Source organism: Pseudomonas sp. yb_2 (assembly GCF_043103905.1).
Classification (GTDB): domain Bacteria; phylum Pseudomonadota; class Gammaproteobacteria; order Pseudomonadales; family Pseudomonadaceae; genus Aquipseudomonas; species Aquipseudomonas alloputida.
In genome coordinates, this window is record NZ_JBICKH010000028.1 from 108,154 (window position 1) to 133,342 (window position 25,189).

Here is a 25,189-nt window from a genome sequence, read left to right on the forward strand (position 1 = left end):
CAAACTTAACGTACAAAAAACCCGGCATCGAAGCCGGGTTTACTGTGCAGTGCATCAAGTCACTGGTGGTACTGCGCCGACAGTTCGTGCACGGCGTTGATGAATGCACCCGCATGTTCCGGGTCAACTTCCGGCGTGATGCCGTGGCCAAGGTTGAACACATGGCCAGTGCCGTGGCCATAGCTGGCCAGGATGCGCGCCACTTCCTTGCGAATGGCCTCGGGCTTGGCATACAGCACGGTCGGGTCCATGTTGCCTTGCAGCGCCACCTTGTCACCCACGCGGCGACGGGCGTCGCCGATCTCGCAGGTCCAGTCCAGGCCCAGCGCGTCGGCGCCGGCTTCGGCAATGCTTTCCAGCCACAAGCCACCATTCTTGGTGAACAGGATCACCGGCACCTTGCGCCCCTCGTGCTCGCGGATCAGGCCGCTGACGATCTTGCGCATGTAGGCCAGGGAGAACTCCTGATAGGCCGCCGCCGACAGGTTGCCGCCCCAGGTGTCGAAGATCTGTACGGCCTGGGCGCCGGCCAGGATCTGGCCGTTAAGGTAGCTGGTGACCGACTGGGCCAGCTTGTCCAGCAGCAGGTGCAGGGCTTGCGGGTTGTCGTAGGCCATGGCCTTGGTCTTGCGGAAGTCCTTCGACGAGCCGCCTTCGACCATGTAGGTAGCCAGGGTCCACGGGCTGCCGGAGAAGCCGATCAACGGCACACGGCCATTGAGCTCACGGCGAATGGTGCTGACCGCATCCATCACGTAGCCGAGGTCTTTCTGTGGGTCCGGAACTGGCAGCGCCTCGATGTCGGCGGGGGTGCTGATGACCTTCTTGAAACGCGGGCCTTCGCCGGTTTCAAAGTACAGGCCCAGGCCCATGGCATCGGGAATGGTAAGGATGTCCGAGAACAGGATCGCTGCGTCCAGCGGGTAGCGGTCCAGCGGCTGCAGGGTGACCTCGCAGGCGAACTGCGGGTTCATGCACAGGCTCATGAAGTCACCGGCCTTGGCGCGGCTGGCGCGGTACTCCGGCAGGTAGCGGCCGGCCTGGCGCATCATCCACACCGGGGTGACGTCTACGGGTTGCTTGAGCAGTGCACGCAGGAAACGATCGTTCTTCAGGGCAGTCATGTCGGCATCCGGAAAAATAGTGCGGGCATTTTCTCAGACACCAGCGCAAAAGGCACGGCCATGGCCATGTGTTTTGTCTATTGGATGCCACAGATCAAGCGTTTTTGTATACAAAAGCTTCGCGGGCATGCCTGCCCCCACGGGTTCTGCGCTTAACCCTGCGGGAGCGGGCATGCCCGCGAACAGGTCGAACCTCAGACTTCGAGGTAGTCCAGGATACCCTCGGCAGCCGTACGCCCTTCGAAGATCGCAGTCACCACCAGGTCCGAACCGCGCACCATGTCGCCACCGGCAAACACTTTCGGGTTGCTGGTCTGGTGCTTGAACTTGCCCTTCTCCGGGGCAACCACACGACCCTGGCTGTCCAGCTGAATGCCATGCTGTTCAAACCAAGGCGCCGGGCTCGGGCGGAAGCCGAAGGCGATTACCACGGCGTCTGCCGGCAGGATCTCTTCGGAGCCCGGGATTGGCTCAGGGCTGCGGCGGCCACGGGCATCAGGCTCGCCCAGGCGAGTCTCGACCACTTTGACGCCTTCGACCTTGTCCTCGCCCACAATGGCAATGGGCTGACGGTTGTAGAGGAACTTCACGCCCTCTTCCTTGGCGTTCTTAACCTCTTTGCGCGAACCCGGCATGTTGGCTTCGTCACGACGATAAGCACAGGTCACCGCCTTGGCACCCTGACGGATCGAGGTACGGTTGCAGTCCATCGCGGTGTCACCACCACCCAGCACCACCACTTTCTTGCCCTGCATGTCGACGAAGTCTTCCGGCGACTTCTCGAAGCCCAGGTTGCGGTTGACGTTGGCGATCAGGAAGTCCAGTGCGTCATGCACGCCCGGCAGGTCTTCACCCGGGAAGCCGCCCTTCATGTAGGTGTAGGTACCCATGCCCATGAACACCGCGTCGTACTCGGCGAGCAGCTGTTCCATGGTCACATCCTTGCCCACCTCGGTGTTCAGGCGGAACTCGATGCCCATGCCGGTGAACACTTCACGGCGGTTGCTGAGCACGGTCTTTTCCAGCTTGAACTCGGGGATACCGAAGGTCAGCAGGCCACCGATCTCAGGGTTTTTGTCGAACACCACCGGGGTTACCCCGGCGCGCACCAGCACGTCGGCGCAGCCCAGGCCCGCCGGGCCGGCGCCGATGATGGCAACGCGCTTGCCGGTTGGCTTGACCTTTGACATGTCCGGACGCCAGCCCATGGCGAAGGCGGTGTCGGTGATGTACTTCTCCACCGAGCCGATGGTCACCGCGCCGAAACCGTCGTTCAGGGTGCAGGCACCCTCGCACAGGCGGTCTTGCGGGCAAACACGGCCGCATACTTCCGGCAGGGTGTTGGTCTGGTGCGACAGTTCCGCCGCGGCCAGGATGTTGCCTTCGGAGACCAGCTTCAACCAGTTGGGGATGAAGTTGTGTACCGGGCACTTCCACTCGCAATACGGGTTACCGCAGCCCAGGCAGCGGTGCGCCTGCTCCACGGACTGCTGCGGCTTGAACGGTTCGTAGATTTCCACGAACTCCTTCTTGCGCTGGCGCAGCAGCTTTTTTTTCGGGTCCTTTCGGCCCACTTCGATGAACTGGAAGTCGTTGTTCAGACGTTCAGCCATTTTTCAAAACCTCTTTACAGCAGCTGCAAGCTACACGCTGCAAGCCGCAAGACGATCACTTAAGCCGGGCAAACCTCGCACTGCCATTACCTGCAGCTCGAGGCTTGCCACTTGCAGCTGTTTTTACTGCGGGTTGGCACGGGTGCTGGACAACAGCTGCTTCAGGTTGGCTGCCTTCGGCTTGACCAGCCAGAAGCGCCGCACGTAGTCGTCCAGGTTCTCCGAGAGCTCACGCCCCCACTCGCTGCCGGTCTCATCCACATACTCGGCAAGGACACGCGCCAGGTGGCTACGGTAGGCCTCCATCGCTTCGCCACTGATACGCTGGATTTCCACCAGCTCGTGGTTGAGCTTGTCGACGAAGCTATTGTCCATGTCGAGCACGTAGGCAAAGCCGCCAGTCATGCCAGAACCGAAGTTGTAACCGGTCTTGCCCAGAACGCAGACAAACCCGCCGGTCATGTATTCACAGCAGTGATCGCCAGTGCCCTCGACAACAGCATGGGCGCCGGAGTTACGTACAGCGAAGCGCTCGCCCGCAGTACCTGCGGCAAACAGCTTGCCGCCAGTGGCACCGTACAGGCAGGTGTTGCCGACGATGGCGCTGTGCTGGGTTTCGAACGGGCTGCCGGCTGGCGGCACGATGGTGACCTTGCCACCGGTCATGCCTTTGCCGACGTAATCGTTGGCGTCGCCTTCCAGGTGCAGGTTCAGGCCACCGGCGTTCCACACACCAAAGCTCTGGCCCGCAGTCCCCTTGAAGCGGAAGGTGATCGGCGCCGCGGCCATGCCCTGGTTGCCGTGCAGGCGGGCGATTTCGCCCGACACACGCGCACCAATGGAGCGGTCGCAGTTGCAGATGTCGAGGCTGAACTCGCCACCCGCCTGGTCGCGGATGGCCGGCATGGCCATATCAACCATCTTCTCGGCCAACTCGCCCAGGTCGAACGGCGGGTTCTTGTCGACTTCGCAGAACTGCGGTTTGTCCGCAGGAATGTGCGAGCTGCCCAGCAGCGGCGACAGGTCCAGGTACTGCTGGCGTTCGGTGTCACCTGGCAGCACTTCGAGCAGGTCGGTACGGCCGATCAGCTCGCCAAGGCTGCGCACGCCCAGCTTGGCCAACCACTCGCGGGTTTCTTCGGCGACAAAGGTGAAGAAGTTGATCACCATGTCGACGGTGCCGATGTAGTGGTCCTTGCGCAGCTTGTCGTTCTGGGTGGCCACGCCGGTGGCGCAGTTGTTCAGGTGGCAGATGCGCAGGTACTTGCAGCCCAGGGCAATCATTGGCGCGGTACCAAAGCCGAAGCTTTCGGCGCCGAGGATGGCCGCCTTGATAACGTCCAGGCCGGTTTTCAGGCCGCCGTCGGTCTGCACCCGTACCTTGCCACGCAGGTCATTGCCGCGCAGGGTCTGGTGGGTTTCCGCAAGGCCAAGCTCCCAAGGGGCGCCGGCGTATTTGATCGAGGTCAGCGGCGAAGCACCGGTACCACCGTCGTAACCGGAGATGGTGATCAGGTCGGCATAGGCCTTGGCCACACCTGCGGCGATGGTGCCCACGCCCGCTTCGGCTACCAGCTTGACCGATACCAGCGCCTGCGGGTTGACCTGCTTGAGGTCGTAGATCAGCTGGGCCAGATCTTCGATCGAGTAAATGTCATGGTGTGGCGGTGGCGAGATCAGGGTCACGCCCGGTACCGCATAACGCAGCTTGGCGATCAGGCCGTTGACCTTTCCGCCCGGCAACTGGCCGCCCTCACCCGGCTTGGCGCCCTGGGCAACCTTGATCTGCAGCACTTCGGCGTTGACCAGATACTCCGGGGTCACACCAAAACGGCCGGTGGCCACCTGCTTGATCTTCGAGCTCTTGATGGTGCCATAGCGCGACGGGTCTTCGCCGCCTTCACCCGAGTTGGAGCGTGCGCCCAGGCGGTTCATGGCCTCGGCCAGCGCTTCGTGGGCTTCCGGCGACAGTGCACCCAGCGAGATACCCGCCGAGTCGAAACGCTTGAGAATCGCCTCCAGCGGCTCGATCTGCTCCAGCGCCAGCGGCTGGTCGGCCACTTTCACCTTGAGCAAGTCACGAATCATCGACACCGGGCGCTGGTCCACCAGCGTGGTGTATTCCTTGAACTTGGCGTAGTCGCCCTGCTGCACAGCCGCTTGCAGGGTGTTGACCACGTCCGGGTTGTAGGCGTGGTATTCGCCACCGTGGACGAACTTCAGCAGGCCACCTTGCTGGATCGGCTTGCGCGCGCTCCAGGCTTCGGCCGCCAGCAGCTTCTGGTCGTTTTCCAGGTCTTCGAAGCGCGCACCCTTGATGCGGCTGGACACGCCCTTGAAGCTCAGGCCGACCACTTCCTCGGCCAGGCCAATGGCTTCGAACAGCTGTGCACCGCGGTACGAGGCGATGGTGGAGATACCCATCTTGGACAGGATCTTCAGCAGGCCCTTGGAAATACCTTTGCGGTAGTACTTGAACACTTCGTCCAGGTCGCCCAGCACTTCGCCGGTACGGATCAGGTCAGCCAGTACTTCATACGCCAGGTACGGGTAAACGGCCGAGGCACCGAAGCCCAGCAGCACGGCGAAGTGATGCGGATCACGGGCGGTAGCGGTTTCCACCAGGATGTTGCTGTCGCAACGCAGGCCCTGTTCGGTCAGGCGGTGGTGCACTGCACCAACGGCCAGCGAAGCGTGCACCGGCAGCTTGCCCGGGGCGATATAACGGTCGCTCAGCACCAGCTGGGTCTTGCCCCCACGCACAGCTTCTTCGGCCTGGTCGGCAATGTTGCGGATGGCCGCTTCCAGGCCGACGCTCTGCTCATAGTTGAGGTCGATCAGCTGGCGGTCGAAGCCTTCGCGCTCCAGGTTCATCAGCGAACGCCACTTGGCGGGCGAGATGACCGGCGAGCTGAGGATGACCCGCGAAGCGTGCTCCGGGGACTCCTGGAAGATGTTGCGCTCGGCACCCAGGCAGATTTCCAGCGACATTACGATCGCTTCGCGCAGCGGGTCGATCGGCGGGTTGGTTACCTGAGCGAACTGCTGGCGGAAGAAGTCGTACGGCGAGCGCACGCGCTGCGACAGCACGGCCATCGGCGTGTCGTCACCCATCGAGCCAACGGCTTCCTGGCCCTGCTCACCCAACGGGCGCAGTACCTGGTCACGCTCTTCGAAGGTGACCTGGAACATCTTCATGTATTGCTTGAGCTGGTCAGCGTCGTAGCTGGCCACACCCTGGTCGTCGGTCAGCGTCGCCTGGATGCGGGTGGCGTGCTGACGCAGCCAGCGCTTGTACGGGTGGCGCGACTTCAGGCGGTTGTCGATGGCGTCGGTGTCGAGGATCTGGCCGGTTTCGGTGTCCACGGCAAGGATCTGGCCCGGGCCGACACGGCCCTTGGCCAGCACTTCCTCAGGCTGATAGCCCCATACGCCGATTTCCGAGGCGATGGTGATGTAACCATTGGTGGTGGTCACCCAGCGCGCCGGGCGCAGACCATTACGGTCGAGCAGGCACACCGCGTGGCGGCCTTCGGTCATGACGATACCGGCCGGGCCATCCCACGGCTCCATGTGCATGGAGTTGTATTCGTAGAAGGCGCGCAGGTCGGCGTCCATGGTCTCGACGTTCTGCCACGCTGGCGGTACCAGCATGCGCACGCCGCGGAACAGGTCGATGCCACCGGTGACCATCAGTTCCAGCATGTTGTCCATGCTGGACGAGTCGGAACCGACGCGGTTGACCAGCGGGCCGAGCTCTTCGAGGTCCGGGATCTGGTCATTGGCGAACTTGGTGCGACGAGCCACGGCCCAGTTGCGGTTGCCGGTGATGGTGTTGATCTCGCCGTTGTGGGCGAGGAAGCGGAACGGCTGCGCCAGCGGCCATTTCGGCAGGGTGTTGGTGGAGAAGCGCTGGTGGAACACGCAGATCGCGGTTTGCAGGCGCTCGTCACCCAGGTCTGGATAAAACGCCGCGAGATCGCGCGGCATCATCAGGCCTTTGTAGATGATGGTCTTGTGCGAGAAGCTGCAGATGTAGTGGTCGGCGTCGTGGGCGTTGGCCACCGACGAACGACGACGGGCACTGAACAGCTTGATGGCGAATTCCTGGTCGCTCAGGCCTTCACCGCCAATGAACACCTGCTCGATCTGCGGCAGGCGCTCCAGGGCCAGGCGGCCGAGGACGCTGGTGTCGATCGGCACCTTGCGCCAGCCGACCAGTTTCAGGCCAGCGGCGAGGATCTCGCGGTCCATGTTGGCGCGGGCAGCTTCGGCTTTGACCGGGTCCTGGTTGAAGAACACCATGCCGACGGCGTACTGCTTGGGCAGCTCGACAGCGAAGTGCTCCTGGGCCATGGCACGCAGGAATTGATCGGGCTTCTGCATGAGCAGACCGCAACCGTCACCGGTCTTGCCGTCGGCATTGATGCCGCCGCGGTGGGTCATGCATGTCAGCGCCTGCATGGCAGTTTGCAGAAGGTGGTGGCTCGGCTCACCCGTCATATGGGCGATCAGGCCAAAACCACAGTTGTCCTTGAATTCTTCGGGATGGTACAGACCTGTTTTCATAGACACATTCTCACCAGGTTCACCTCTCAACGGAGGTAAATCTCTTTTTTAACAACCACTTACCATCCACGCCGATCAAACGCCAGCTTTTTTGCGGTGGTCATGGAAAACCATTGTTGCACAGCGACAGCGACGCCCACAAATTTTCATGTCTCGCCATTGAAAATTTATGTCGCAATTTTGAATGTTTTTGCGCCATGCGCCGTGATAGCGGCTTGGCTCGAGTCTGAAGCGTTTCAGCCATGACTGCAACTAAGGGCTTGTGGCCGGCAGTCCGGGACAGAAAAGCCTGCCGCGCTCGGGCGCAGCAGGCTAGTCGAAAGCTAGAATTCGCTTAGCTACTGGGCGGCGGGGTGATGCCGCCCGGAAGGTATCAGCGGGCCGTGGCCAGCTCTTGTTGGACGCTGCCGACGGTACGTGGCCAAGGTTTACCAGCCTGGACCTTCGCTGGCAAGTTCTTGATTGCCGCAACCGCTGCGTCGCGGTTGGCGAAACTGCCGTAAGTCACGACGTACAGAGGCTTGCCCTGCAGGTTTTTCTTGAAGTAGCGATAGTCGCCACCCTGGGCCTTGACGTAAGCCTGGGCCGACGCCTCGGAGCTGGTACCAAGGATCTGCACCACATAATTGCCCGGCTTCTGTCCGGCATACCAGCCACTGTTGCCAGCGCCAGCGGCGGCTGGTTTTTCGGCAGCTTTGGCAGCCGGCTTGGCCACGGCGACCTGGGTCGGCGCTGGTGCTGGCTTGGCCGGTGCAACCGGCTTGGCGGGCTGGGTTGCAACAGGCTTGGGCGCAGGCGCAACCGACTGCACGGGCTGGGCAGGCGCAGGCGCCGGGCCAGCCGGCACACCTTGTGGCGGAGCGATGGTGGTCACGGTGGGTGGCGGGTTGCCAGGCTGCAGCGCGGTGTCGACAGCCGGGCCTCCCTCTTCACCCTCGCCCATGCCTGCGGCTTGGGCCAGCGGCTCGCGCATCACCGGCTGCGACTGGCCAACCAGTGGCAGCGGCATTGGCTGGGACGAGCCAGAGAACTCGATGGCAGCACCCTGCTTGCCGTCGCCCAGTGGCAACTGGGCCTGGGCAGCCGGCGCTTCGGCAGGGGCCTTGTCGCCTTTCTTGGGCATCAATACCGCGGCCGCAACGGCAACCACGACCACAGCGGACAGCGCGAGCACATGTTTTTTAGGCATCTTGAACCCCATGGTTGGTCGCTTGGCCGTCGAGCGGCTGGCGATCATGGCTTCGATCAAAGTGTCACGGGCGACCTGATTGATGTTGCCAGGCCAGCCGTCGGAGTTTTCATGGATATCGGCGATCTGTTCACGGCTGAACACCTCGATGCCCCGACCAGCCCCTTCCAGGCGCTGTTCCAGGTACTCGCGGGTTTCTTCTTCACTGTAGGGCGCAAGCTCGATGATGTGAAAACGTTCTTCCTCGACATTGAGCTCATCCAGCCCGGCAATCAGCGATGGCTCACCGAACAGAAACACGTGCGGACGCCCTTCAGGTACCCCCGCCGCCAATTCCAGCAACGCTTGGAGTGCCGACTCGTCGAGTTGTTCCGCATCGTCCACCAGCAAATACACTTCCTGCCCGGTCAGTGCCAGCTGCACCACCTTCGACAGGATCGCCTGCACCTCGGGCTGGGCGACACCCAGCTCCTGCGCAACCTGCGCGAGCATACTGGAGGCATCGCTGGCGCTGCGGGCCGACACCACCACACTTTGCACAGCCTGCTTGTTGGTGCTGGCCACCAGGGCCTGGCGCAGCAGCGACTTGCCGCTGCCCAATGGGCCACTGACCACCAGCATCAACTGGCTATAGCGCGCCAGGTGGTGCAGTTGGCCAAGCACGGGCTTGCGCTGGGCCGGGAAGAACTTGAAGCCAGGTACGCGGGGCGCGAACGGATCATGGCTCAACTGGTAATGGTCGAGAAAGGCCTCATCGGCATGCAAACTTGTCATTGCGCTGTCACAACCTCAAAGCTGGGCCACGATCGCGCGGTAATCCGCCGACAGCGTGGCCTGGAGAATCTCTTTCGAATAGTCGTCGGTCACCACGGCCTCGCCCATCTGGCGCAGCAGCACCAGACGCAAACGACCGTCGAGCACCTTCTTGTCGACCGCCATGTGCTCCATGAAATGCGCCGGGGTCATTTCCTGTGGTGGCACCACCGGCAAACCTGCGTCCTGCAACAGGCGGATTCCACGATCGCGCTCAGCCTGGTCGATCCAGCCAAGGCGCATGGACATTTCCAGGGCCATCACTGTGCCCGCCGCGACGGCTTCGCCGTGCAGCCACACGCCATAGCCCATATGGGTTTCGATAGCATGCCCGAAGGTATGCCCCAGGTTCAGCGTGGCCCGTAGGCCGGACTCGCGCTCGTCGGCACCCACCACTGCTGCCTTGGCCGCGCAGGAGCGGCGGATGGCCTCGGTCAGGGCTGCCGAATCGAGGGCACGTAGTGCCTGCATATTGTCTTCGAGCCAGGCGAGGAACGGCTTGTCGCAAATCAGGCCGTACTTGATCACTTCGGCCAGACCTGCAGACAGCTCGCGCGCTGGCAGGGTCTTGAGGCTGGTGGTATCGATCAGCACCGCCTTGGGCTGATAGAACGCACCGACCATGTTCTTGCCCAGCGGATGATTGATGCCGGTCTTGCCACCCACGGAAGAGTCGACCTGGGACAGCAGGGTAGTCGGCACCTGGATGAAATCGACACCGCGCTGGTAGCAGGCGGCTGCGAAACCAGCCATGTCACCAATCACGCCACCACCCAGAGCGACCACAGTAGTACGACGATCATGCCGAGCTGTCAGCAGGCCATCGAAGATCAGCTGCAATGTTTCCCAGTTCTTGTGGGCTTCACCATCGGGCAACACAACGGGCAGTACCGAGTAGGCACCAAGGGCCTTGCTCAGGCGTTCGAGATACAGCGGCGCGACGGTCTCGTTGGAGACGATGGCAACCTGCCGACCCGCAATGTGCGGCGCCAGCAGCTCAGGCTGGTCCAGCAGGCCTTCGCCAATGTAGATCGGGTAGCTACGCTCGCCCAGGTCGACCTTTAGTGTCTGCATGTATCCCCACAATGTACTTGGGCGCGGCGCCATCCGGCGGCCTGCGCGGTAACGTTGAGCCTCGCCTCGGCGCTGGAGGCCGAGAATAGTCCCGGGTTAACGGGGCGGCAACTGCTGCAAGCGCTCGAGAATATCGATCACCACCATGCGTGGTGGCCGCTCGTCGGTTTCAACCACCAGGTCGGCGATCTCGCGGTAGAGCGGGTCGCGGGTTTCCAGCAAGGTGCGCAAGGTCGCCTCGGGATTGGCCGTGCGCAGCAGCGGGCGATTGCGGTCGCGCGCGGTGCGGCCGACTTGCTGCTCGACCGAAGCATGCAGGTAGATCACCCGGCCACCCTGATGCAGCGCCTGCCGGTTGGCTTCGCGCATCACCGCGCCACCGCCGGTGGCCAGCACCACACCGTCGAGCGCGCACAACTCGGCAATCATCGCTTGCTCGCGATCACGGAAACCCGGCTCGCCTTCCTTGTCGAATATCCACGGGATGTTCGCGCCGCATCGCAGTTCGATTTCCTTGTCGGAATCCTTGAACAGCAGGCGCAGCTCTTTGGCCAACAGGCGTCCGATGGTGCTTTTACCAGCGCCCATGGGCCCCACAAGTATCAAATTTCGCACAGAATCAACGACTCACAGCAATCGCCTGGTCACTCATGATACGCGGAGTCAGGAAGACCAGCAGCTCGGATTTTTTCTCTTGTAATGCATCGCGTCGAAACAGCCGCCCAACATACGGCAGATCGCCGAAAAATGGCACCTTGTCGACCACATTGTTTTGCGAAGTCGAGTAGACGCCACCGATCACGATCGTTTCGCCGTCAGCCACACGAACCTTGGCATTGACCTCGTTCTTGCGAATCGGCGGTACGTTGTTCAAGGCATTGACGTAATCCGGCTCGTCCTTGGTCACCCTGACGGTCATGATCACCTTGTTGTCCGGGGTGATCTGTGGCGTTACTTCCAGCGACAGCGAGGCTTCGCGAAACGATACCGAGGTAGCGCCGCTTTGGCTCGTTTCCTGGTAAGGCACCTCGGTACCCTTGAGGATCCTTGCCGTTTCCTTGTCAGCCGTGACCACCTTGGGCTGCGAAATGATTTCGCCGTTGCCGCTTTTTTCCATGGCACTGAGCTCCAGGTCCAGCAGCACGTCACCGCGCAACAAACCCAGGCCGATACTGCTGCCGGCACGCTCCAGACCGAGGTCGACGAACAGCTCCTTGCCGGGCCGCAGTTTCTCGCCGTACAGCGGCCCACCCCAGCGTACCCCCAGGCTTTTCTCATAATCGACGTTGGCCTCGACGATACGCGCCTCGATCGCTACCTGGCGCACCGGCACATCCAACTGCGCCACCAGCTGGCGCATCTCGGCCAGGCGGTCAGCGGGCAGATGCACCACCAACGTGTTGGTGCGCTCATCGACACTCAAGCTAGCCGGAGGGATGCCGTCACCCTCCAGGCCTGCCAGCAGCAACTGCGCCAGATCGGCGGCCTTGGCGTGGTGAATGGGCAGCAGCTCCCGACGCAATGGCTGCAGGTGCGCATCCAGCGCCTGACTCACCCGGGCGTCTGCTGATTGCGCGGCAAACTCGGCTGCAGGTGCCACCAACAGCACATTGCCCTCCTGGCGCCGGGACAGGCCCTTGCTGCGCAGCACCAGGTCAAGCGCCTGATCCCACGGCACGTCCTGCAAACGCAAAGTGACACTGCCTTGTACCGCATCACTGGCGACCAGGTTGACGCCAGCGTAGTCAGCCAGCACCTGCAGCACCGCACGCACCTCAACATCCTGGAAGTTCAGCGACAGGGGTTCACCCTGGTAAGGCGTCGCCGAAGCCAGCGGGATCGACAGCAGGGTCGCCAACAGGTATTTCATCCATGTTTTCATTCGGGTCCAAGGCCTCCTTGCCCAGGCGCTTGGTGAGGGTGATGAACGCCGTGCGCTCGTGCCATACCCCCGCCATGAACAGCCGCTCACGCACTTCGACCTGACGTTGGTCTATATGCATCACTACCCCCTGATCACGCCCTACCCGGTCGCCCGGGCGTACGCGATAGAGCTTGCCAGCCGCCATCAGCAGTGCCTCGCGTGCCGCCCCGCGCGCCAGGCTGCCGACCATTTCCAGCTGCGCCAACGGCACGCCGACCAGCCCGGCGCTGGCCACTCGCGCCGCAGCGGGCGCAAACGGGTCCACTTCAGGCGCAGCCATTGCGGCCCTTGCCGGCAGGTGCGCCAGCATTGCAGGTGCCTTCACGGGCGTAGCCGTGTGATAGGCATCAACCCGCAACTGCAGGCGCAACAGTCCAGGCTGGCGATCAACGGTTGCCAGGCTCATGTCACCGCTGCGCAGAATCCGTGCCTGCCCTAACCAGTCGTCCAGCCACAGCCGCAAGGCCGGATAACGCCCCACCACTTGCACCACCAGCGGTACCTTGCTGAATCCGGCCTGTTGCTCACCTGCCTCTACATCGAGGCGTTCGACAAGCAAGCCATGTGCATGCCCCGACACTGCCAGCCGTTCAAGCAGGTCGCTCATGCTCTCCCCGGCGGCCAGATACCAGTGCGCCTCTTGCAACCGCTGTTCGGCAATCACCACTAAAGCCTTCAGCCGCTCCAGTTCGGCCAACTGCGCTGCATTGGCTGCCTGCAGCTGGTTCAACTCGACATGCCTGGCATCCTCCCGCGCCTGCTGCTGTAACAGGGCAGGCAGGCGCATCGCGCAGCCCAGGCTGAACAACACAACAGCGATCAGCGCTGGCGCCAACCGTCGGAAGCGGCCTGAGCCCTCGACCACCGCCAGCCAAGCGAGCATCTGCGCTGGACTCACGACCAGAACGCCGCAACGCGAGCGGTGAGCAGAAACTCATCGCCGTCCGGCAGGCTCTTGATGCGCTTGAGCTCCAGATCGAGCAAAACGTTCGAGCGGTTCAAGTCGCGCATGAACTGCGCCACCACTGCACCGGACGCAGCCAACCCTGTCACCTGCAAGCGGCCACTATCAAGGCTCAGGCCGATTAGCTGCACACCTTCAGGCAACGCCCCTTCAAGGTCGGCGAAGACACCGGCCAATACACCCTGATGGGCGCGCAGGCCCTCCAGGGCCACCGCACGGGCAAGTAGCGCTTCATGCTGTGCACGCACTTCGGCCAGCGGCTGCAACTGCTCATCCTGTATATCAAGGGTCGCTTGGCGCTGGGTATTGGCCAGCACCTGCTGCTGCCCGCGTTGGCGGGCCAGCTGATCGACCAGCATCACGGCGCACAAAGCCAGGAGTGCGCCAGCAATCAACTGGCCTCGAAAGCGCCGCAGCGCCGCCTGACGCTGCCGTTCGCGCCAGGGCAGAAGGTTCAGCCGCATCATGGGCGCAGCCCTCCCAAGGCCAAGGCGCAGGCCAGGAGCATCGCCCCATCGACATGTTCCAGCCCTGCCAGCCCAGGCAGGTAGGTGCACGGCACATTCAGCCGGCTGCCCAAGGCTTGTAGCCAGCCCGGATTGATCGATGAGCTGCTGGCAACCCACAACCCCGCAGGCCGGCTCTGCCCGACCAGTAAAGCCTGGAGACGCTCTGGCCATTGCCCGTTCATGTCCGGGCCAGTCGTTTGCAGCTCACAGCGCTGGTACGCCCTGCCCGGCTGCCAGTCATGAAGGGTTACGCTGCGGTTTTCGACACGCAGCAGCGCTGCTCCCTCAAGGCCACCCTGTGGCAACATGCGGCACAAGGCAATGTTGTCGACCTCGACGGCCTCCAACTGCAAGCCCGCCTCCTCGACGACGGCTTCGAGTGACGCCAGCGCACTCTGCCGACAGGCTGCAACCATTACCTCGGAGCAACCTGGCTGGTCATGGGAAGCCCCCATGACCTGAAAATCCAAGGCCAGGTCTTCCAGCGGAAACGGAAACAGCCGCTCTGCATCGGCAAGCAGCTGTGCCTCCAACTGCGCCCCGCTCTGCTCCACCGGCAGATGGCACAACTTGCAGATAACCTGACTGGCCGGCAATGCCAGCGCTACCCGGCGTTGCCAGAGGCCGCTGCGCCGGTAAGCTCGCTGCAGCGCAGCCACCACCACCCCAGGCGCCTGAGCCCAGTCATCGGCCAGCGGCGCCTGAAACAGCTCTTGTGCCGACCCCATCACACGGCAGCGTCGATTGCGCTGCTGCAGTTGCATGATCCGAACGGCGTCGGGCGTAATTTCCACCCCCACGAGTGAACCGGCATCCTTGCCGAAGCGTCCAAACATCGCGACTCCTTTGCTGTCTGTTACAGCTGCCAAGCGCAGCCACCTGTCGCAACCCCGCGGCAACACTGGGCCAGGGCTACCCATCGACTCGACGAGTAGCCTGGCCGGTCACCCGGAAAGGCGAAAAATGCTTATAATGCCCAGCGTTTTTTGGTCCACCGGACCTGCGTGCAATCCACTCCCAACCTGGACACCGAAAAGCCTTGATACGTCTGCTGAAGTTCTTCTGGTGGTCTTCCGTCGCAGTCATCTGCGCGCTCGTACTCGGTGTGAGCGGTGCGTTTCTGTATCTTAGTCCCAGCCTGCCCTCGGTCGAGTCCCTCAGAAGCATCCAGTTGCAGATCCCCCTCAGGGTGTACAGCAGCGATGGCAAGCTGATTGCCGAATTCGGCGAAATGCGCCGCTCGCCGATCCGCTTCGCGGAAATTCCCCCACAATTCATTCAGGCGCTGCTGTCAGCCGAGGACGACAATTTCCTCAACCACTACGGTGTCGACCCCAGCAGCCTGATGCGCGCCGCGACCCAGCTGGTGAAAACCGGGCATATCCAGACCGGCGGCAGCACCATCACCATGCAGGTGGCGAAGAACTTCTTCCTCACCAGCGAACGCAGCTTCTCACGCAAGACCAACGAAATCCTGCTGGCCCTGCAGATCGAGCGTGAGCTGACCAAGGACGAAATCCTTGAGCTGTACGTGAACAAGATCTACCTGGGCAACCGCGCCTACGGTATCGATGCAGCAGCACAGGTGTATTACGGCAAGTCCATCCGTGACGTGAGCCTGGCGCAAATGGCGATGATCGCCGGCCTGCCCAAGGCACCGTCGCGCTTCAACCCGCTGGCCAACCCGGTGCGCGCCAAAGAGCGCCGCGACTGGATCCTTGGGCGCATGTACAAGCTAGGCAAGATCGACCAGGCCAGCTATGAGGCCGCCCTGGCCGAGCCGCTCAACGCCAGCTATCACGTGCCGACGCCTGAGGTGAATGCCCCGTACATCGCCGAAATGGCCCGCGCGGAAATGGTCGGCCGCTACGGCAGCGACGCCTACACCGAAGGCTTCCGCGTCACGACCACCGTGCCTAGCGACATGCAGGAAATGGCCAACAAGGCCGTCCTCAAGGGCCTCTCCGATTACGATGAGCGCCACGGCTACCGTGGCCCTGAAGCACGCTTCCCGGGCCGCACCCAGGCAGCGTGGCTGCAGGAGCTGGGCAAGCAACGCACCCTTGGCGGCCTGGAGCCAGCCATTGTCACCCAGGTGGAACACACCGGCCTCAAGGTGCTGACCCGTGACGGCCAAGAGGCGCAGGTTGCCTGGGACACCATGAAATGGGCGCGCCCGTTCATCAACAACAACGCCCAGGGCCGTTCACCGCAATCACCGGCCGACGTGGCCCAGGTCGGTGACCTGGTGCGCCTGCAACGCCTTGACGATGGCACATTGAAGTTCAGTCAGGTGCCCGTTGCGCAGAGTGCCCTGGTCACCCTCGACCCGAACAACGGCGCCATCCGCGCCCTGGTCGGCGGTTTCTCGTTCGAACAGAGCAACTACAACCGCGCCGTGCAGGCCAAGCGCCAACCGGGCTCGAGTTTCAAACCCTTCATCTACAGCGCAGCGCTGGACAGCGGCTACACCGCTTCCAGCCTGGTCAACGATGCGCCGATCGTGTTCGTTGACGAGTCGGTGGATAAAGTGTGGCGACCGAAGAACGATACCAACACCTTCCTCGGCCCTATCCGCATGCGTGAGGCGCTGTACAAGTCACGTAACCTGGTGTCGATCCGCCTGCTGCAAGCCATGGGCGTGGACCGCACCATCGACTACATCGCCAAGTTCGGCTTCAACAAGCAGGACCTGCCGCGCAACCTGTCGCTGGCCCTGGGCACCGCCACCCTGACCCCGATGGAAATCGCCACCGGCTGGAGCACCTTTGCCAACGGTGGGTACAAGATCACCCCGTACCTGATCGAGCGCATCGAGAGCCGCAGCGGCGAGACACTGTTCACCGCCAACCCGGCCCGCGTACCGCAAGGTGCCCAAGACCAGGCGGGCCTGGCCGCACCCGAGCAGCCAATCAGCACTGCGGCCATGCCAGGCGAAGCACCTTCTGCCTTCAGCCAGGTGGCCGCGGCATCGCAAGCGCCGGCAGTGGCCGAACAGATCATCGACGGGCGTACCACCTACATCCTCACCAGCATGCTGCAGGACGTGATCAAGCGCGGCACCGGCCGCCGGGCGCTGGCCTTGGGCCGCACCGACCTGGCGGGCAAGACGGGTACGACCAACGAATCCAAGGACGCCTGGTTCTCCGGTTACAACGCCGATTACGTGACTACCGTTTGGGTCGGCTTCGACCAACCGGAAACCCTCGGCCGCCGCGAATATGGCGGGACTGCGGCACTGCCGATCTGGATGAACTTCATGGGCGCGGCGCTCAAGGACAAGCCTGCGCATGCCCCGGCAGAACCGGAGGGCATTCTCAGCTTGCGCGTCGACCCGGTCAGCGGGCGCGCGGCATCGCCGAGCACCCCGAATGCCTACTTCGAGCTGTTCAAAGCCGAAGATTCGCCGCCGTCGGTGGACGAGCTGGGCAATGGCGCGGCACCGGGCAGCCCGCTGCCGGCGGATGAAGCGGCACCGATGGATTTGTTCTGAAGCAGGGCGTTCGGCTCAGGTTTTACGTGGGCGCGTAAATCGAGCGCCGCCCGCGCGGCGCATCGCGAGCGAAGCTCGCTCCTACATTTGTTTCGGGCCGGTATCGCCTGCACCAACGCACGCGACCGCCTTGTTTGCCCGACACAATATCGAGGTGGACGCCAGGGGGCCGCGCGCTTCTATTTCAGGAATAACTGGCCCGAAACAAATGTAGGAGCGAGCTTCGCTCGCGATGCGCCGCGCGGGCGGCGCTCGATCTCATAGGCGCCAAAAATGTTGTGACAAGCACCTTGCAGCCCTGACACATTCTCAAGCCCCAACAAAAAGCCCCAGCTCATGCGAGCCGGGGCTTTTTTTTGTCGCTTGCGGCGATCAGCCGTTGAACACTTCATCCACGCTGGTCAGCGGGTAGTGCTTCGGATATGGCAGGGTAGCCACGCCGGATTCGATGGCAGCCTTGGCCACAGCATCGGAAACGACGGTGATCAAGCGTGCATCCAGCGGCTTCGGAATGATGTACTCACGGCCGAACTCTAGGCCTTCAACGCCATAGGCTTCGCAAACTTCCTTCGGCACTGGCAGCTTGGCCAGGTCTTTCAGGGCGATAGCGGCAGCGATCTTCATTTCTTCGTTGATACGCTTGGCGCGAACGTCCAGAGCACCACGGAAGATGAACGGGAAGCCCAGTACGTTGTTGACCTGGTTCGGGTAGTCGGAACGACCGGTAGCCATGATCACGTCGTTGCGAGTGGCATGCGCCAGCTCTGGCGAGATTTCCGGGTCCGGGTTCGAGCAGGCGAACACGATCGGGTTGGCAGCCATCGACTTCAGGCCTTCCGGGCTCAGCAGGTTCGGGCCAGACAGACCTACGAACACGTCGGCACCGTCAAGGGCGTCGGCCAGGGTGCGCTTGTCGGTCGCGTGGGCGAACTGCGCCTTGTACTGGTTCAGGTCGTCACGGCCAGCGTGGATCACGCCACTACGGTCGATCATGAAGATGTTCTCGACCTTCGCACCCATGCTTACCAGCAGCTTCATGCAGGAAATGGCAGCAGCGCCGGCGCCCAGGCAGACGATCTTGGCTTCTTCCAGTTTCTTGCCGGCGATTTCCAGGGCGTTGATCATGCCAGCGGCAGTCACGATGGCAGTACCGTGCTGGTCATCGTGGAACACCGGGATGTCGCACTGTTCGATCAGGGTACGTTCGATTTCAAAGCACTCAGGTGCCTTGATGTCTTCAAGGTTGATGCCACCGAAGGTGATCGAAATGCGGCGAACGGTGTCGATGAACGCTTGCGGGCTTTCCGACTCGACTTCGATGTCGAACACATCGATACCGGCGAAACGCTTGAACAGAACACCCTTGCCTTCCATGACCGGCTTGGAAGCCAGTGGGCCGAGGTCACCCAGACCGAGGATGGCAGTGCCATCGGAAATCACCGCAACCAGGTTGCCTTTGCCGGTGTATTTGTAAGCCAGCTCTGGATCACGGCCAATTTCGCGCACCGGCTCTGCAACACCTGGGCTGTAGGCCAGGGCGAGGTCACGGGCGGTGGCAGTGGGCTTGGAGAGTTCAACGCTCAGTTTCCCCGGACGAGGTTGAGCGTGATATTCGAGAGCGGCGGTTTTCAGGTCTGACATGGTGGGCATTCCGCTATTTACTGTTCTGACGGACCGCCGAGGATACGCAAAGAGCCGGGGAGCCACAAGACTGGCCGGTCACTTGTGTCAAGGCCTTTAGCCTACGACTTTACGCTACAACCCACGGGGCATACGACCAACAGTGTGTACAATCCAGTAGCGAAATGTCTACATCTTTTAGCCTGAAATGCGCTCCAACATGCTCGGATCGGTCAATGGCAACACCCAGCGTCGCTGCCCGGGCTTGAGGCCACCCCTGCGGGAACGATCCAGCACCCAGCCGCGCGCTTCGACCTGGCGCCCCTTGAGGTTATCGAAGAAGCTGGCGGGGAAGTTGCGCTGCAGACGAGCGGGAACCTGCAGCACCAGGGTACTGCCCAGGGTCAGCCAGACCCCACCACGATTTCGCTCGATACCTTCGATACGACCACGCACAACAGCGAAACCTGACTGCCTGACATCGCTTGCAGCCACTACGGGCGAATGCCGCCACAGGCCAACGCCGGCCTGGCGCGCAGCTTGTTCGGCAAGCTGCTGACAACCGCTGAGACGTACATTAGGGGCAATAGCCACGCGGTAGCCCAAGCCCTCGCTAAGCAATTGCGCTTCCAGATTGTCGCCATTGCGGCTGTAGATGTGCGCCAGTGTGCGACCGTACTTGTCTTTACCTTCAACACCAGGCACCAGCCCGACGCGATCGTCATTGGCCTTGACCAAGGCCTGCAATCGCCGCCTGGCAGCTTCGGCATAGGGCTCACTGGTACGTCCCTTGCGACCCATTTCCGGGGCATTGATACCGATCAGCCGCACACTGCGGCCATCGACCAGACGCAAGGTGTCGCCATCAACCACCTGTCGTACCGCTACCCATTGGGGCTTGTCCGGCAGTGGGCAGAACGCCAGGACCGGGAAATGCCAGATAACGCCCACAAAAAAGGCGCCCACAAGGGACGCCTTCTTCAGCAACAATGCGAAACCCGAAGGATTCGCCATGCGCATGATTACTTCTTGGCACCGAACATGCCGAAGCGATCGGCGAACTTCTGTACGCGACCACCGGTGTCCAGAACTTTCTGCTTACCGGTGTAGAACGGGTGGCACAGGTTGCAAACGTCGATCGACAGGACGTTGCCCAGGGTCGAACGAGTTTCGAACTTGTTACCGCAGCTGCAGGTGACTGCAACTACTTCGTAGTTCGGGTGGATACCTTCTTTCATGGTCACTTCCTCGAGCTGCGTGCCGCCACCCAACACCAATTGTTGAATACCGCACGTAATTAGGCGGCGAATAATACCAGAGCACACCGTCAGCGCAAGATGTCGCTTGCACCGACCGTCGTCTGCTAGGCTCGCCAGTCCTTGTAACGCCCTCCGAGACTTTCCGCGTGTCCGACGTCATCCTGCGCCTTGCCCTGCCCTCCCCGCTGCGGCGCCTGTTCGACTACAAGGCGCCGGCGAGCATGGCGCGCCTGACCTTGACCCCAGGCATGCGCATCCGCGTGCCCTTTGGCCGCCGCGAAATGATCGGCGTGCTGATAGAGGTGTGCACGCAGAGCGAAGTGCCCGCCGACAAACTGAAGCCTGCCAGCGCCCTGCTCGACCCGGTGTCCCCCATCCCCGCGTCGCTGTTCAAGTTGTGCCTGTGGACCGCCCAGTACTACCAGCACAGCCTGGGCGATACCCTGAGCTGGGCGCTGCCCACGCTACTGCGCCAGGGCGAAGCCGCCGAAATGCGCCAGGAACGCTTCTGGCACATAGCCCCTGGCGCCCGCCTGGAAGACCCGCGCATCGCCCGCGCACCGCGCCAGCGCGACGCCCTCAAGACCCTGGCCCAGCACCCGCACGGCGTGGCCCACAGCCTGCTGGCCAAACTCAACCTGAACAAGGACAGCCTCGACCTGCTGCTGGCCAAGGACCTGGTACAGATCGAGACGCGCCGCCACTTGCCGGCACTACGTCATGAGCACTGGCTGGCACAGCCGGAACTGCCGCTCAACGAAGAGCAACGCGAAGCCTTCGACGCCGTGTGCGAGGGTTTTGGCGGTTTCGGCGCGTTCTTGCTGGCCGGCGTCACCGGCAGTGGCAAGACCGAGGTCTACCTGCAACTGATCCGTGAAACCCTGGAAGCCGGCAAGCAGGCGCTGGTGCTGATCCCGGAGATCAACCTCGGCCCGCAAACCCTGGCCCGCTTCGAGCAACGCTTCAACGCGCGCATTGCCCTGCTGCACTCTGCGGTAAACGACCGCGAACGCCTGGATGCCTGGCTGGCGGCACGGGACGGCGAGGCCGATATCATCATCGGCACCCGCTCGGCATTGTTCACGCCGATGAAAAACCCCGGCCTGATCATCATCGACGAAGAGCACGACGGCTCCTATAAACAGCAGGAAGGCCTGCGGTACCACGCCCGCGACCTGGCGCTGGTACGCGCTCACCAGGAGAACATCCCGATCCTGCTCGGTTCCGCCACACCGTCGCTGGAAACCCTGCATAACGCCCTGACCGGCCGCTACCGCCTGCTGCGTATGAACCAACGCGCCGGAGGGGCACGCCCGCCGCGCATGCTGCGCCTTGATGTGAAGAGCCTGCCACTGGACAGCGGCATCAGTGGCCCGCTGCAGCAGGCTATCCGACAGACCCTGGAGGCTGGCCAACAAGTGCTGGTGTTCCTCAACCGCCGCGGCTTTGCCCCAACCTTGCTGTGCCACGATTGCGGCTGGCTGTCCGAATGCCCACGCTGCGATGCGCGCATGACCGTGCACCAGCGCTCCGGCGTGCTGCGCTGCCACCACTGTGGCTATGACGAACGCCTGCCGCACCAGTGCCCGCAATGCAACCACGTCGACCTGCGCCCGGTCGGTGCCGGTACCGAACGCGCCGAAGAGCGCCTGAAGGTGCTGTTCCCGGATTACCCGATCCTGCGCGTGGACCGCGACAGCACGGCGCGCAAGGACGCCATGCACAACCTGTTCAGCACCATCCAGCGCGGCCAGCCGAGCATCCTCGTCGGCACCCAGATGCTCGCCAAGGGCCACCACTTCCCGCGGGTGACCCTGGTGGCCATCCTTGATGCCGATGGCGGGCTGTTTTCCGGTGACTTCCGCGCCAGCGAGCGCATGGCACAACTTATCGTACAGGTGGCCGGGCGGGCCGGGCGGGCCGAAGAGCCCGGCAAGGTCATCATCCAGACCCACCTGGCCGACCACCCACTGTTGGTCCAGCTAACCGAGCAAGGCTACTTCGCCTTCGCCGAACAGGCCCTGGACGAACGCCGAGCCGCCGGGCTGCCGCCCTACTCGCATCTGGCCTTGCTGCGTGCCGAAGCACACAAGCCGGGGCAGGCCGAAGGTTTCCTCGACGAAGCCTGTGCCGCCGCCGAGCGCCTGGTGGCCGAACAGCGCCTGCCGGGTATCGAACTGCTGGGCCCGGTACCGGCGCCCATGGAGCGCCGCGCCGGACGATTCCGCGCACAATTGTTGATACAGGCCAACACCCGGGCGCCGTTGCATCGACTGATCAGCGCCTGGTTGCTAGTGTTGGAACAGTTGCCGAGCGGGCGCCAGGTGCGCTGGTCGCTGGATGTCGACCCGGTAGACCTGTATTGAGCTGCAAGCTGCGAGTTGCCAGCGGCAAGCAAGCGCCGGGCGGGTGCGATGCCGCTTTTTCTTGCCGCTTGTGGCCCCCAGCTTGCCGCCCAAAGGTTGGCAACCTGCTCCCGGCAACGGATAATGCCCAGTTTTTCCACCTGCGCATCCAGGCGCTCACCGCGCTTGCGGTCGAAAAGAGATCCCCATGAAAGACACCATTCGCCAGCTGATCCAGCAAGCCCTCACCCAACTCGTCACCGACGGTGTGCTGCCTGAAGGGCTGTCGCCGGCGATCCAGGTGGAAAACGCCCGGGACAAGACCCACGGCGACTTCGCCAGCAACATCGCCATGATGCTGGCCAAGCCGGCCGGCATGAAGCCGCGCGACCTCGCCGAAAAACTGATCAACGCCCTGCCGGCCAGCGCCGACATCAGCAAGGTCGAGATTGCAGGCCCCGGCTTCCTCAACTTCTTCCAGAACACCGACGCCCTGGCCAACCGCCTGGATGCCGCCCTGGCCGACGCCCACCTGGGTGCGCGCAAAGCCGGCCCGGCGCAAAAGGTGGTGATCGACATGTCGGCACCCAACCTGGCCAAGGAAATGCACGTCGGCCACCTGCGCTCGACCATCATCGGTGACAGCGTTGCGCGCGTGCTGGAGTTCCTGGGCGACAACGTCATCCGCCAGAACCACGTCGGCGACTGGGGTACCCAGTTCGGCATGCTGATGGCCTACCTGCAGGAAAACCCGATCACCAGCGACGAGCTGTCGGACCTGGAAAACTTCTACCGCGCGGCGAAGAAACGCTTCGATGAATCGGAAGAGTTCGCCACTCGCGCCCGCGGCCTGGTGGTCAAGCTGCAAGCCGGTGACCCCGAGTGTCTGGCCCTTTGGACACGCTTCAAGGACATCTCGCTGTCGCACTGCCAGAAGACCTACGAGCTGCTCAACGTCAAGCTGACCATGGCCGACGTGATGGGCGAAAGTGCCTACAACGACGACTTGGCCAACGTGGTGGCCGACCTCAAGGCCAAGGGCCTGCTGGTCGAAGACCAGGGCGCCCAATGCGTGTTCCTCGAAGAGTTCAAGAACAGCGACGGCGACCCCCTGCCGGTGATCGTGCAGAAGGCTGACGGCGGCTATCTGTACGCCACCACCGACCTGGCTGCCGTGCGTTACCGCAGCAACGTGTTGAAGGCTGACCGCGCACTGTACTTCGTCGACCAGCGCCAGGCCCTGCACTTCAATCAGGTGTTCGAAGTGGCCCGCCGCGCTGGCTTCGTCGGCCACCCGATGCAAATGGAGCACATGGGCTTCGGCACCATGAACGGCGCCGACGGCCGCCCGTTCAAGACCCGTGACGGCGGCACCGTGAAGCTGATCGACCTGCTCACCGAGGCCAAGGAGCGCGCCTACGCGCTGGTCAAGGAAAAGAACCCGAGCCTGGCCGACGACGAACTGCGCCACATCGGCGAGGTGGTGGGCATTGGCGCGGTGAAATACGCCGACCTGTCCAAGCACCGCACCAGCGACTACAGCTTCAACTTCGAGCTGATGCTCAACTTCGAAGGCAACACCGCGCCTTACCTGCTGTACGCTTACACCCGCGTAGCCGGCGTGTTCCGCAAGCTGGGCAAAGGCTTTGACGAAGTCGACGGCAAGATCGTGCTGCAAGCTGCCCACGAGCAGGACTTGGCCGCACGCCTGGCGCAGTTTGGCGAAATCCTCAACAACGTCGCCGAAAAAGGCACGCCGCACGTGCTGTGCAGCTACCTGTACGACTTGGCCGGCCTGTTCTCCAGCTTCTACGAGAACTGCCCGATCCTCGCCGCCGAAACCCCTTCGCAGCAGCAGAGCCGGCTGCGCCTGGCCGCCCTGACTGGCCGCACCCTCAAACAAGGTCTGGAACTGCTCGGCCTGGAAACCCTGGAGCGCATGTAAGTTGGCTGCCAAGAAAAAACCTGCCCCGAAACGCGGCGCCAGCCGCCAGACGGCACCGGCCAAACAGCCGATCCCCGGCTGGGTATGGCTGGCGGTCGGCCTGACCGTAGGCGCGTTCATCGTGTTCCTGATGAAGCTCGAACCCGGTGGCGATGACATCAAGCGCACCAAGCCCGAGCAGGAGAAACCGGCGAAAGCGGCCGAAGCCGGCAAGCCCGCGCAAGCCACCCCGCAACAGCCGGTGAAGCCGAAGTACGACTTCTACACCCTGCTGCCGGAGTCTGAGGTGATCGTGCCGCCGGAAGCCGTACCGGAGAAAACCCCACCGGTGCCGGCCCAGCCAGTAACCCCGGTAACACCAGCAGAAGCGGCGAAAATCGACACGGCGAGGGCCCAGGCAGCGTTGCTCGGCCAGACCCCGCCACCGCCACCACCCGTGATCAAGCCGGCGGCGACCACGCAGTACTTCCTTCAGGCCGGCTCGTTCCGCAAGCAGGCCGATGCCGACAAGGTACGGGCACAGATCATCCTGCTGGGCCAGTCCGTGAAAGTGGAGTCGGGCACGGTCAAGGATGAAACCTGGTACCGCGTGCTGGTTGGGCCGTTCAGCAACCGCGAGCAGTTGACAGGGGCACAGAAGCAGCTGGCTGGGGCCGGGTTCAGCAACCTGTTGCTGCAACAGCGGCAGACCCGTCAGTAACGAAGAAGGCCTTGCCGCAGCGATGCGACAAGGCCTTCTTTATATGGA

General features: G+C 62.8%; 17 protein-coding genes. 4 read left to right on the forward strand and 13 right to left on the reverse strand.

The window, feature by feature from the left end:
- Positions 1-59: 59 nt before the first annotated feature.
- The 10 genes from hemE to pilM form a co-directional block, all read right to left on the reverse strand.
- Positions 60-1,124, reverse strand: coding sequence for a uroporphyrinogen decarboxylase (hemE, locus tag ACF8FB_RS06655; RefSeq protein WP_010955621.1), 1,065 nt, complete (start codon positions 1,122-1,124; stop codon positions 60-62).
- A 194-nt stretch (positions 1,125-1,318) separates the two neighbouring features.
- On the reverse strand, positions 1,319-2,737 hold the full coding sequence (locus tag ACF8FB_RS06660; RefSeq protein WP_003249156.1) for an FAD-dependent oxidoreductase: 1,419 nt from the start codon (positions 2,735-2,737) through the stop codon (positions 1,319-1,321).
- 123 nt (positions 2,738-2,860) lie between these two features.
- Entirely contained in the window at positions 2,861-7,306 is a 4,446-nt protein-coding gene (gene gltB, locus ACF8FB_RS06665) for a glutamate synthase large subunit (RefSeq protein ID WP_392511137.1), read from the reverse strand.
- 373 nt (positions 7,307-7,679) lie between these two features.
- Positions 7,680-9,269 carry an SPOR domain-containing protein gene (locus tag ACF8FB_RS06670; protein WP_020191281.1) on the reverse strand — a complete coding sequence of 530 codons (1,590 nt, stop codon included), beginning with the start codon at positions 9,267-9,269 and terminating at the stop codon, positions 7,680-7,682.
- Positions 9,270-9,284: 15 nt separating this feature from the next.
- A complete protein-coding gene (gene aroB, locus ACF8FB_RS06675; protein ID WP_010955624.1) occupies positions 9,285-10,382 on the reverse strand; it encodes a 3-dehydroquinate synthase in 1,098 nt (365 codons plus the stop codon).
- 96 nt (positions 10,383-10,478) lie between these two features.
- Complete coding sequence (gene aroK, locus ACF8FB_RS06680; RefSeq protein WP_010955625.1) at positions 10,479-10,997, reverse strand: shikimate kinase AroK; 519 nt, start codon at positions 10,995-10,997, stop codon at positions 10,479-10,481.
- 4 nt (positions 10,998-11,001) lie between these two features.
- On the reverse strand, positions 11,002-12,264 hold the full coding sequence (locus ACF8FB_RS06685) for a type IV pilus secretin PilQ (RefSeq protein ID WP_010955626.1): 1,263 nt from the start codon (positions 12,262-12,264) through the stop codon (positions 11,002-11,004).
- Positions 12,188-13,189: a pilus assembly protein PilP gene (locus ACF8FB_RS06690; protein WP_392511138.1), complete on the reverse strand. Its 1,002-nt coding sequence runs from the start codon at positions 13,187-13,189 to the stop codon at positions 12,188-12,190. The genes ACF8FB_RS06685 and ACF8FB_RS06690 overlap by 77 nt, the downstream gene beginning before the upstream one ends.
- A gap of 11 nt (positions 13,190-13,200) precedes the next feature.
- Positions 13,201-13,737, reverse strand: a complete 537-nt coding sequence (locus ACF8FB_RS06695; protein WP_010955628.1) for a PilN domain-containing protein — start codon at positions 13,735-13,737, stop codon at positions 13,201-13,203.
- Positions 13,734-14,615 (reverse strand): type IV pilus biogenesis protein PilM, encoded by an 882-nt coding sequence (pilM, locus tag ACF8FB_RS06700; protein WP_392511139.1) that lies wholly within the window; start codon positions 14,613-14,615, stop codon positions 13,734-13,736. Before pilM ends, ACF8FB_RS06695 begins: the two co-directional genes overlap by 4 nt.
- Positions 14,616-14,821: 206 nt before the next feature.
- On the opposite strand from pilM, the gene ACF8FB_RS06705 reads away from it, so the two are divergent.
- Positions 14,822-17,272 carry a penicillin-binding protein 1A gene (locus tag ACF8FB_RS06705; RefSeq protein WP_392509471.1) on the forward strand — a complete coding sequence of 817 codons (2,451 nt, stop codon included), beginning with the start codon at positions 14,822-14,824 and terminating at the stop codon, positions 17,270-17,272.
- A 372-nt stretch (positions 17,273-17,644) separates the two neighbouring features.
- On the opposite strand, the gene ACF8FB_RS06710 is transcribed toward ACF8FB_RS06705, so the two are convergent.
- The 3 genes from ACF8FB_RS06710 to rpmE all read right to left on the reverse strand — a co-directional run bounded on the left by ACF8FB_RS06710 (position 17,645) and on the right by rpmE (position 20,130).
- Positions 17,645-18,913: a malic enzyme-like NAD(P)-binding protein gene (locus ACF8FB_RS06710; protein ID WP_004575488.1), complete on the reverse strand. Its 1,269-nt coding sequence runs from the start codon at positions 18,911-18,913 to the stop codon at positions 17,645-17,647.
- A gap of 177 nt (positions 18,914-19,090) precedes the next feature.
- A complete protein-coding gene (locus ACF8FB_RS06715; RefSeq protein ID WP_049588308.1) occupies positions 19,091-19,912 on the reverse strand; it encodes a thermonuclease family protein in 822 nt (273 codons plus the stop codon).
- A gap of 2 nt (positions 19,913-19,914) precedes the next feature.
- Positions 19,915-20,130: a 50S ribosomal protein L31 gene (gene rpmE / locus ACF8FB_RS06720; protein ID WP_003249127.1), complete on the reverse strand. Its 216-nt coding sequence runs from the start codon at positions 20,128-20,130 to the stop codon at positions 19,915-19,917.
- A 167-nt stretch (positions 20,131-20,297) separates the two neighbouring features.
- Here rpmE and ACF8FB_RS06725 point away from each other — a divergent pair, with 167 nt between their 5' ends.
- From ACF8FB_RS06725 to ACF8FB_RS06735, 3 genes are all read left to right on the forward strand, one after another.
- A complete protein-coding gene (locus ACF8FB_RS06725; protein ID WP_010955632.1) occupies positions 20,298-22,517 on the forward strand; it encodes a primosomal protein N' in 2,220 nt (739 codons plus the stop codon).
- 187 nt (positions 22,518-22,704) lie between these two features.
- Positions 22,705-24,441 (forward strand): arginine--tRNA ligase, encoded by a 1,737-nt coding sequence (gene argS / locus ACF8FB_RS06730; RefSeq protein ID WP_010955633.1) that lies wholly within the window; start codon positions 22,705-22,707, stop codon positions 24,439-24,441.
- Position 24,442: 1 nt separating this feature from the next.
- Entirely contained in the window at positions 24,443-25,141 is a 699-nt protein-coding gene (locus ACF8FB_RS06735) for an SPOR domain-containing protein (RefSeq protein ID WP_014859104.1), read from the forward strand.
- Positions 25,142-25,189: the final 48 nt, after the last annotated feature.

Coding starts and splice junctions, on each gene's coding strand:
- hemE (WP_010955621.1), bottom strand. CDS start 1,124: ATGACTGCCCTGAAGAACGATCGTTTCCTGCGTGCACTGCTCAAGCAA.
- ACF8FB_RS06660 (WP_003249156.1), bottom strand. CDS start 2,737: ATGGCTGAACGTCTGAACAACGACTTCCAGTTCATCGAAGTGGGCCGA.
- gltB (WP_392511137.1), bottom strand. CDS start 7,306: ATGAAAACAGGTCTGTACCATCCCGAAGAATTCAAGGACAACTGTGGT.
- ACF8FB_RS06670 (WP_020191281.1), bottom strand. CDS start 9,269: ATGACAAGTTTGCATGCCGATGAGGCCTTTCTCGACCATTACCAGTTG.
- aroB (WP_010955624.1), bottom strand. CDS start 10,382: ATGCAGACACTAAAGGTCGACCTGGGCGAGCGTAGCTACCCGATCTAC.
- ACF8FB_RS06685 (WP_010955626.1), bottom strand. CDS start 12,264: ATGAAAACATGGATGAAATACCTGTTGGCGACCCTGCTGTCGATCCCG.
- ACF8FB_RS06690 (WP_392511138.1), bottom strand. CDS start 13,189: ATGCTCGCTTGGCTGGCGGTGGTCGAGGGCTCAGGCCGCTTCCGACGG.
- ACF8FB_RS06695 (WP_010955628.1), bottom strand. CDS start 13,737: ATGATGCGGCTGAACCTTCTGCCCTGGCGCGAACGGCAGCGTCAGGCG.
- pilM (WP_392511139.1), bottom strand. CDS start 14,615: ATGTTTGGACGCTTCGGCAAGGATGCCGGTTCACTCGTGGGGGTGGAA.
- ACF8FB_RS06710 (WP_004575488.1), bottom strand. CDS start 18,913: ATGTCAGACCTGAAAACCGCCGCTCTCGAATATCACGCTCAACCTCGT.
- ACF8FB_RS06715 (WP_049588308.1), bottom strand. CDS start 19,912: ATGCGCATGGCGAATCCTTCGGGTTTCGCATTGTTGCTGAAGAAGGCG.
- rpmE (WP_003249127.1), bottom strand. CDS start 20,130: ATGAAAGAAGGTATCCACCCGAACTACGAAGTAGTTGCAGTCACCTGC.
- argS (WP_010955633.1), top strand. CDS start 22,705: ATGAAAGACACCATTCGCCAGCTGATCCAGCAAGCCCTCACCCAACTC.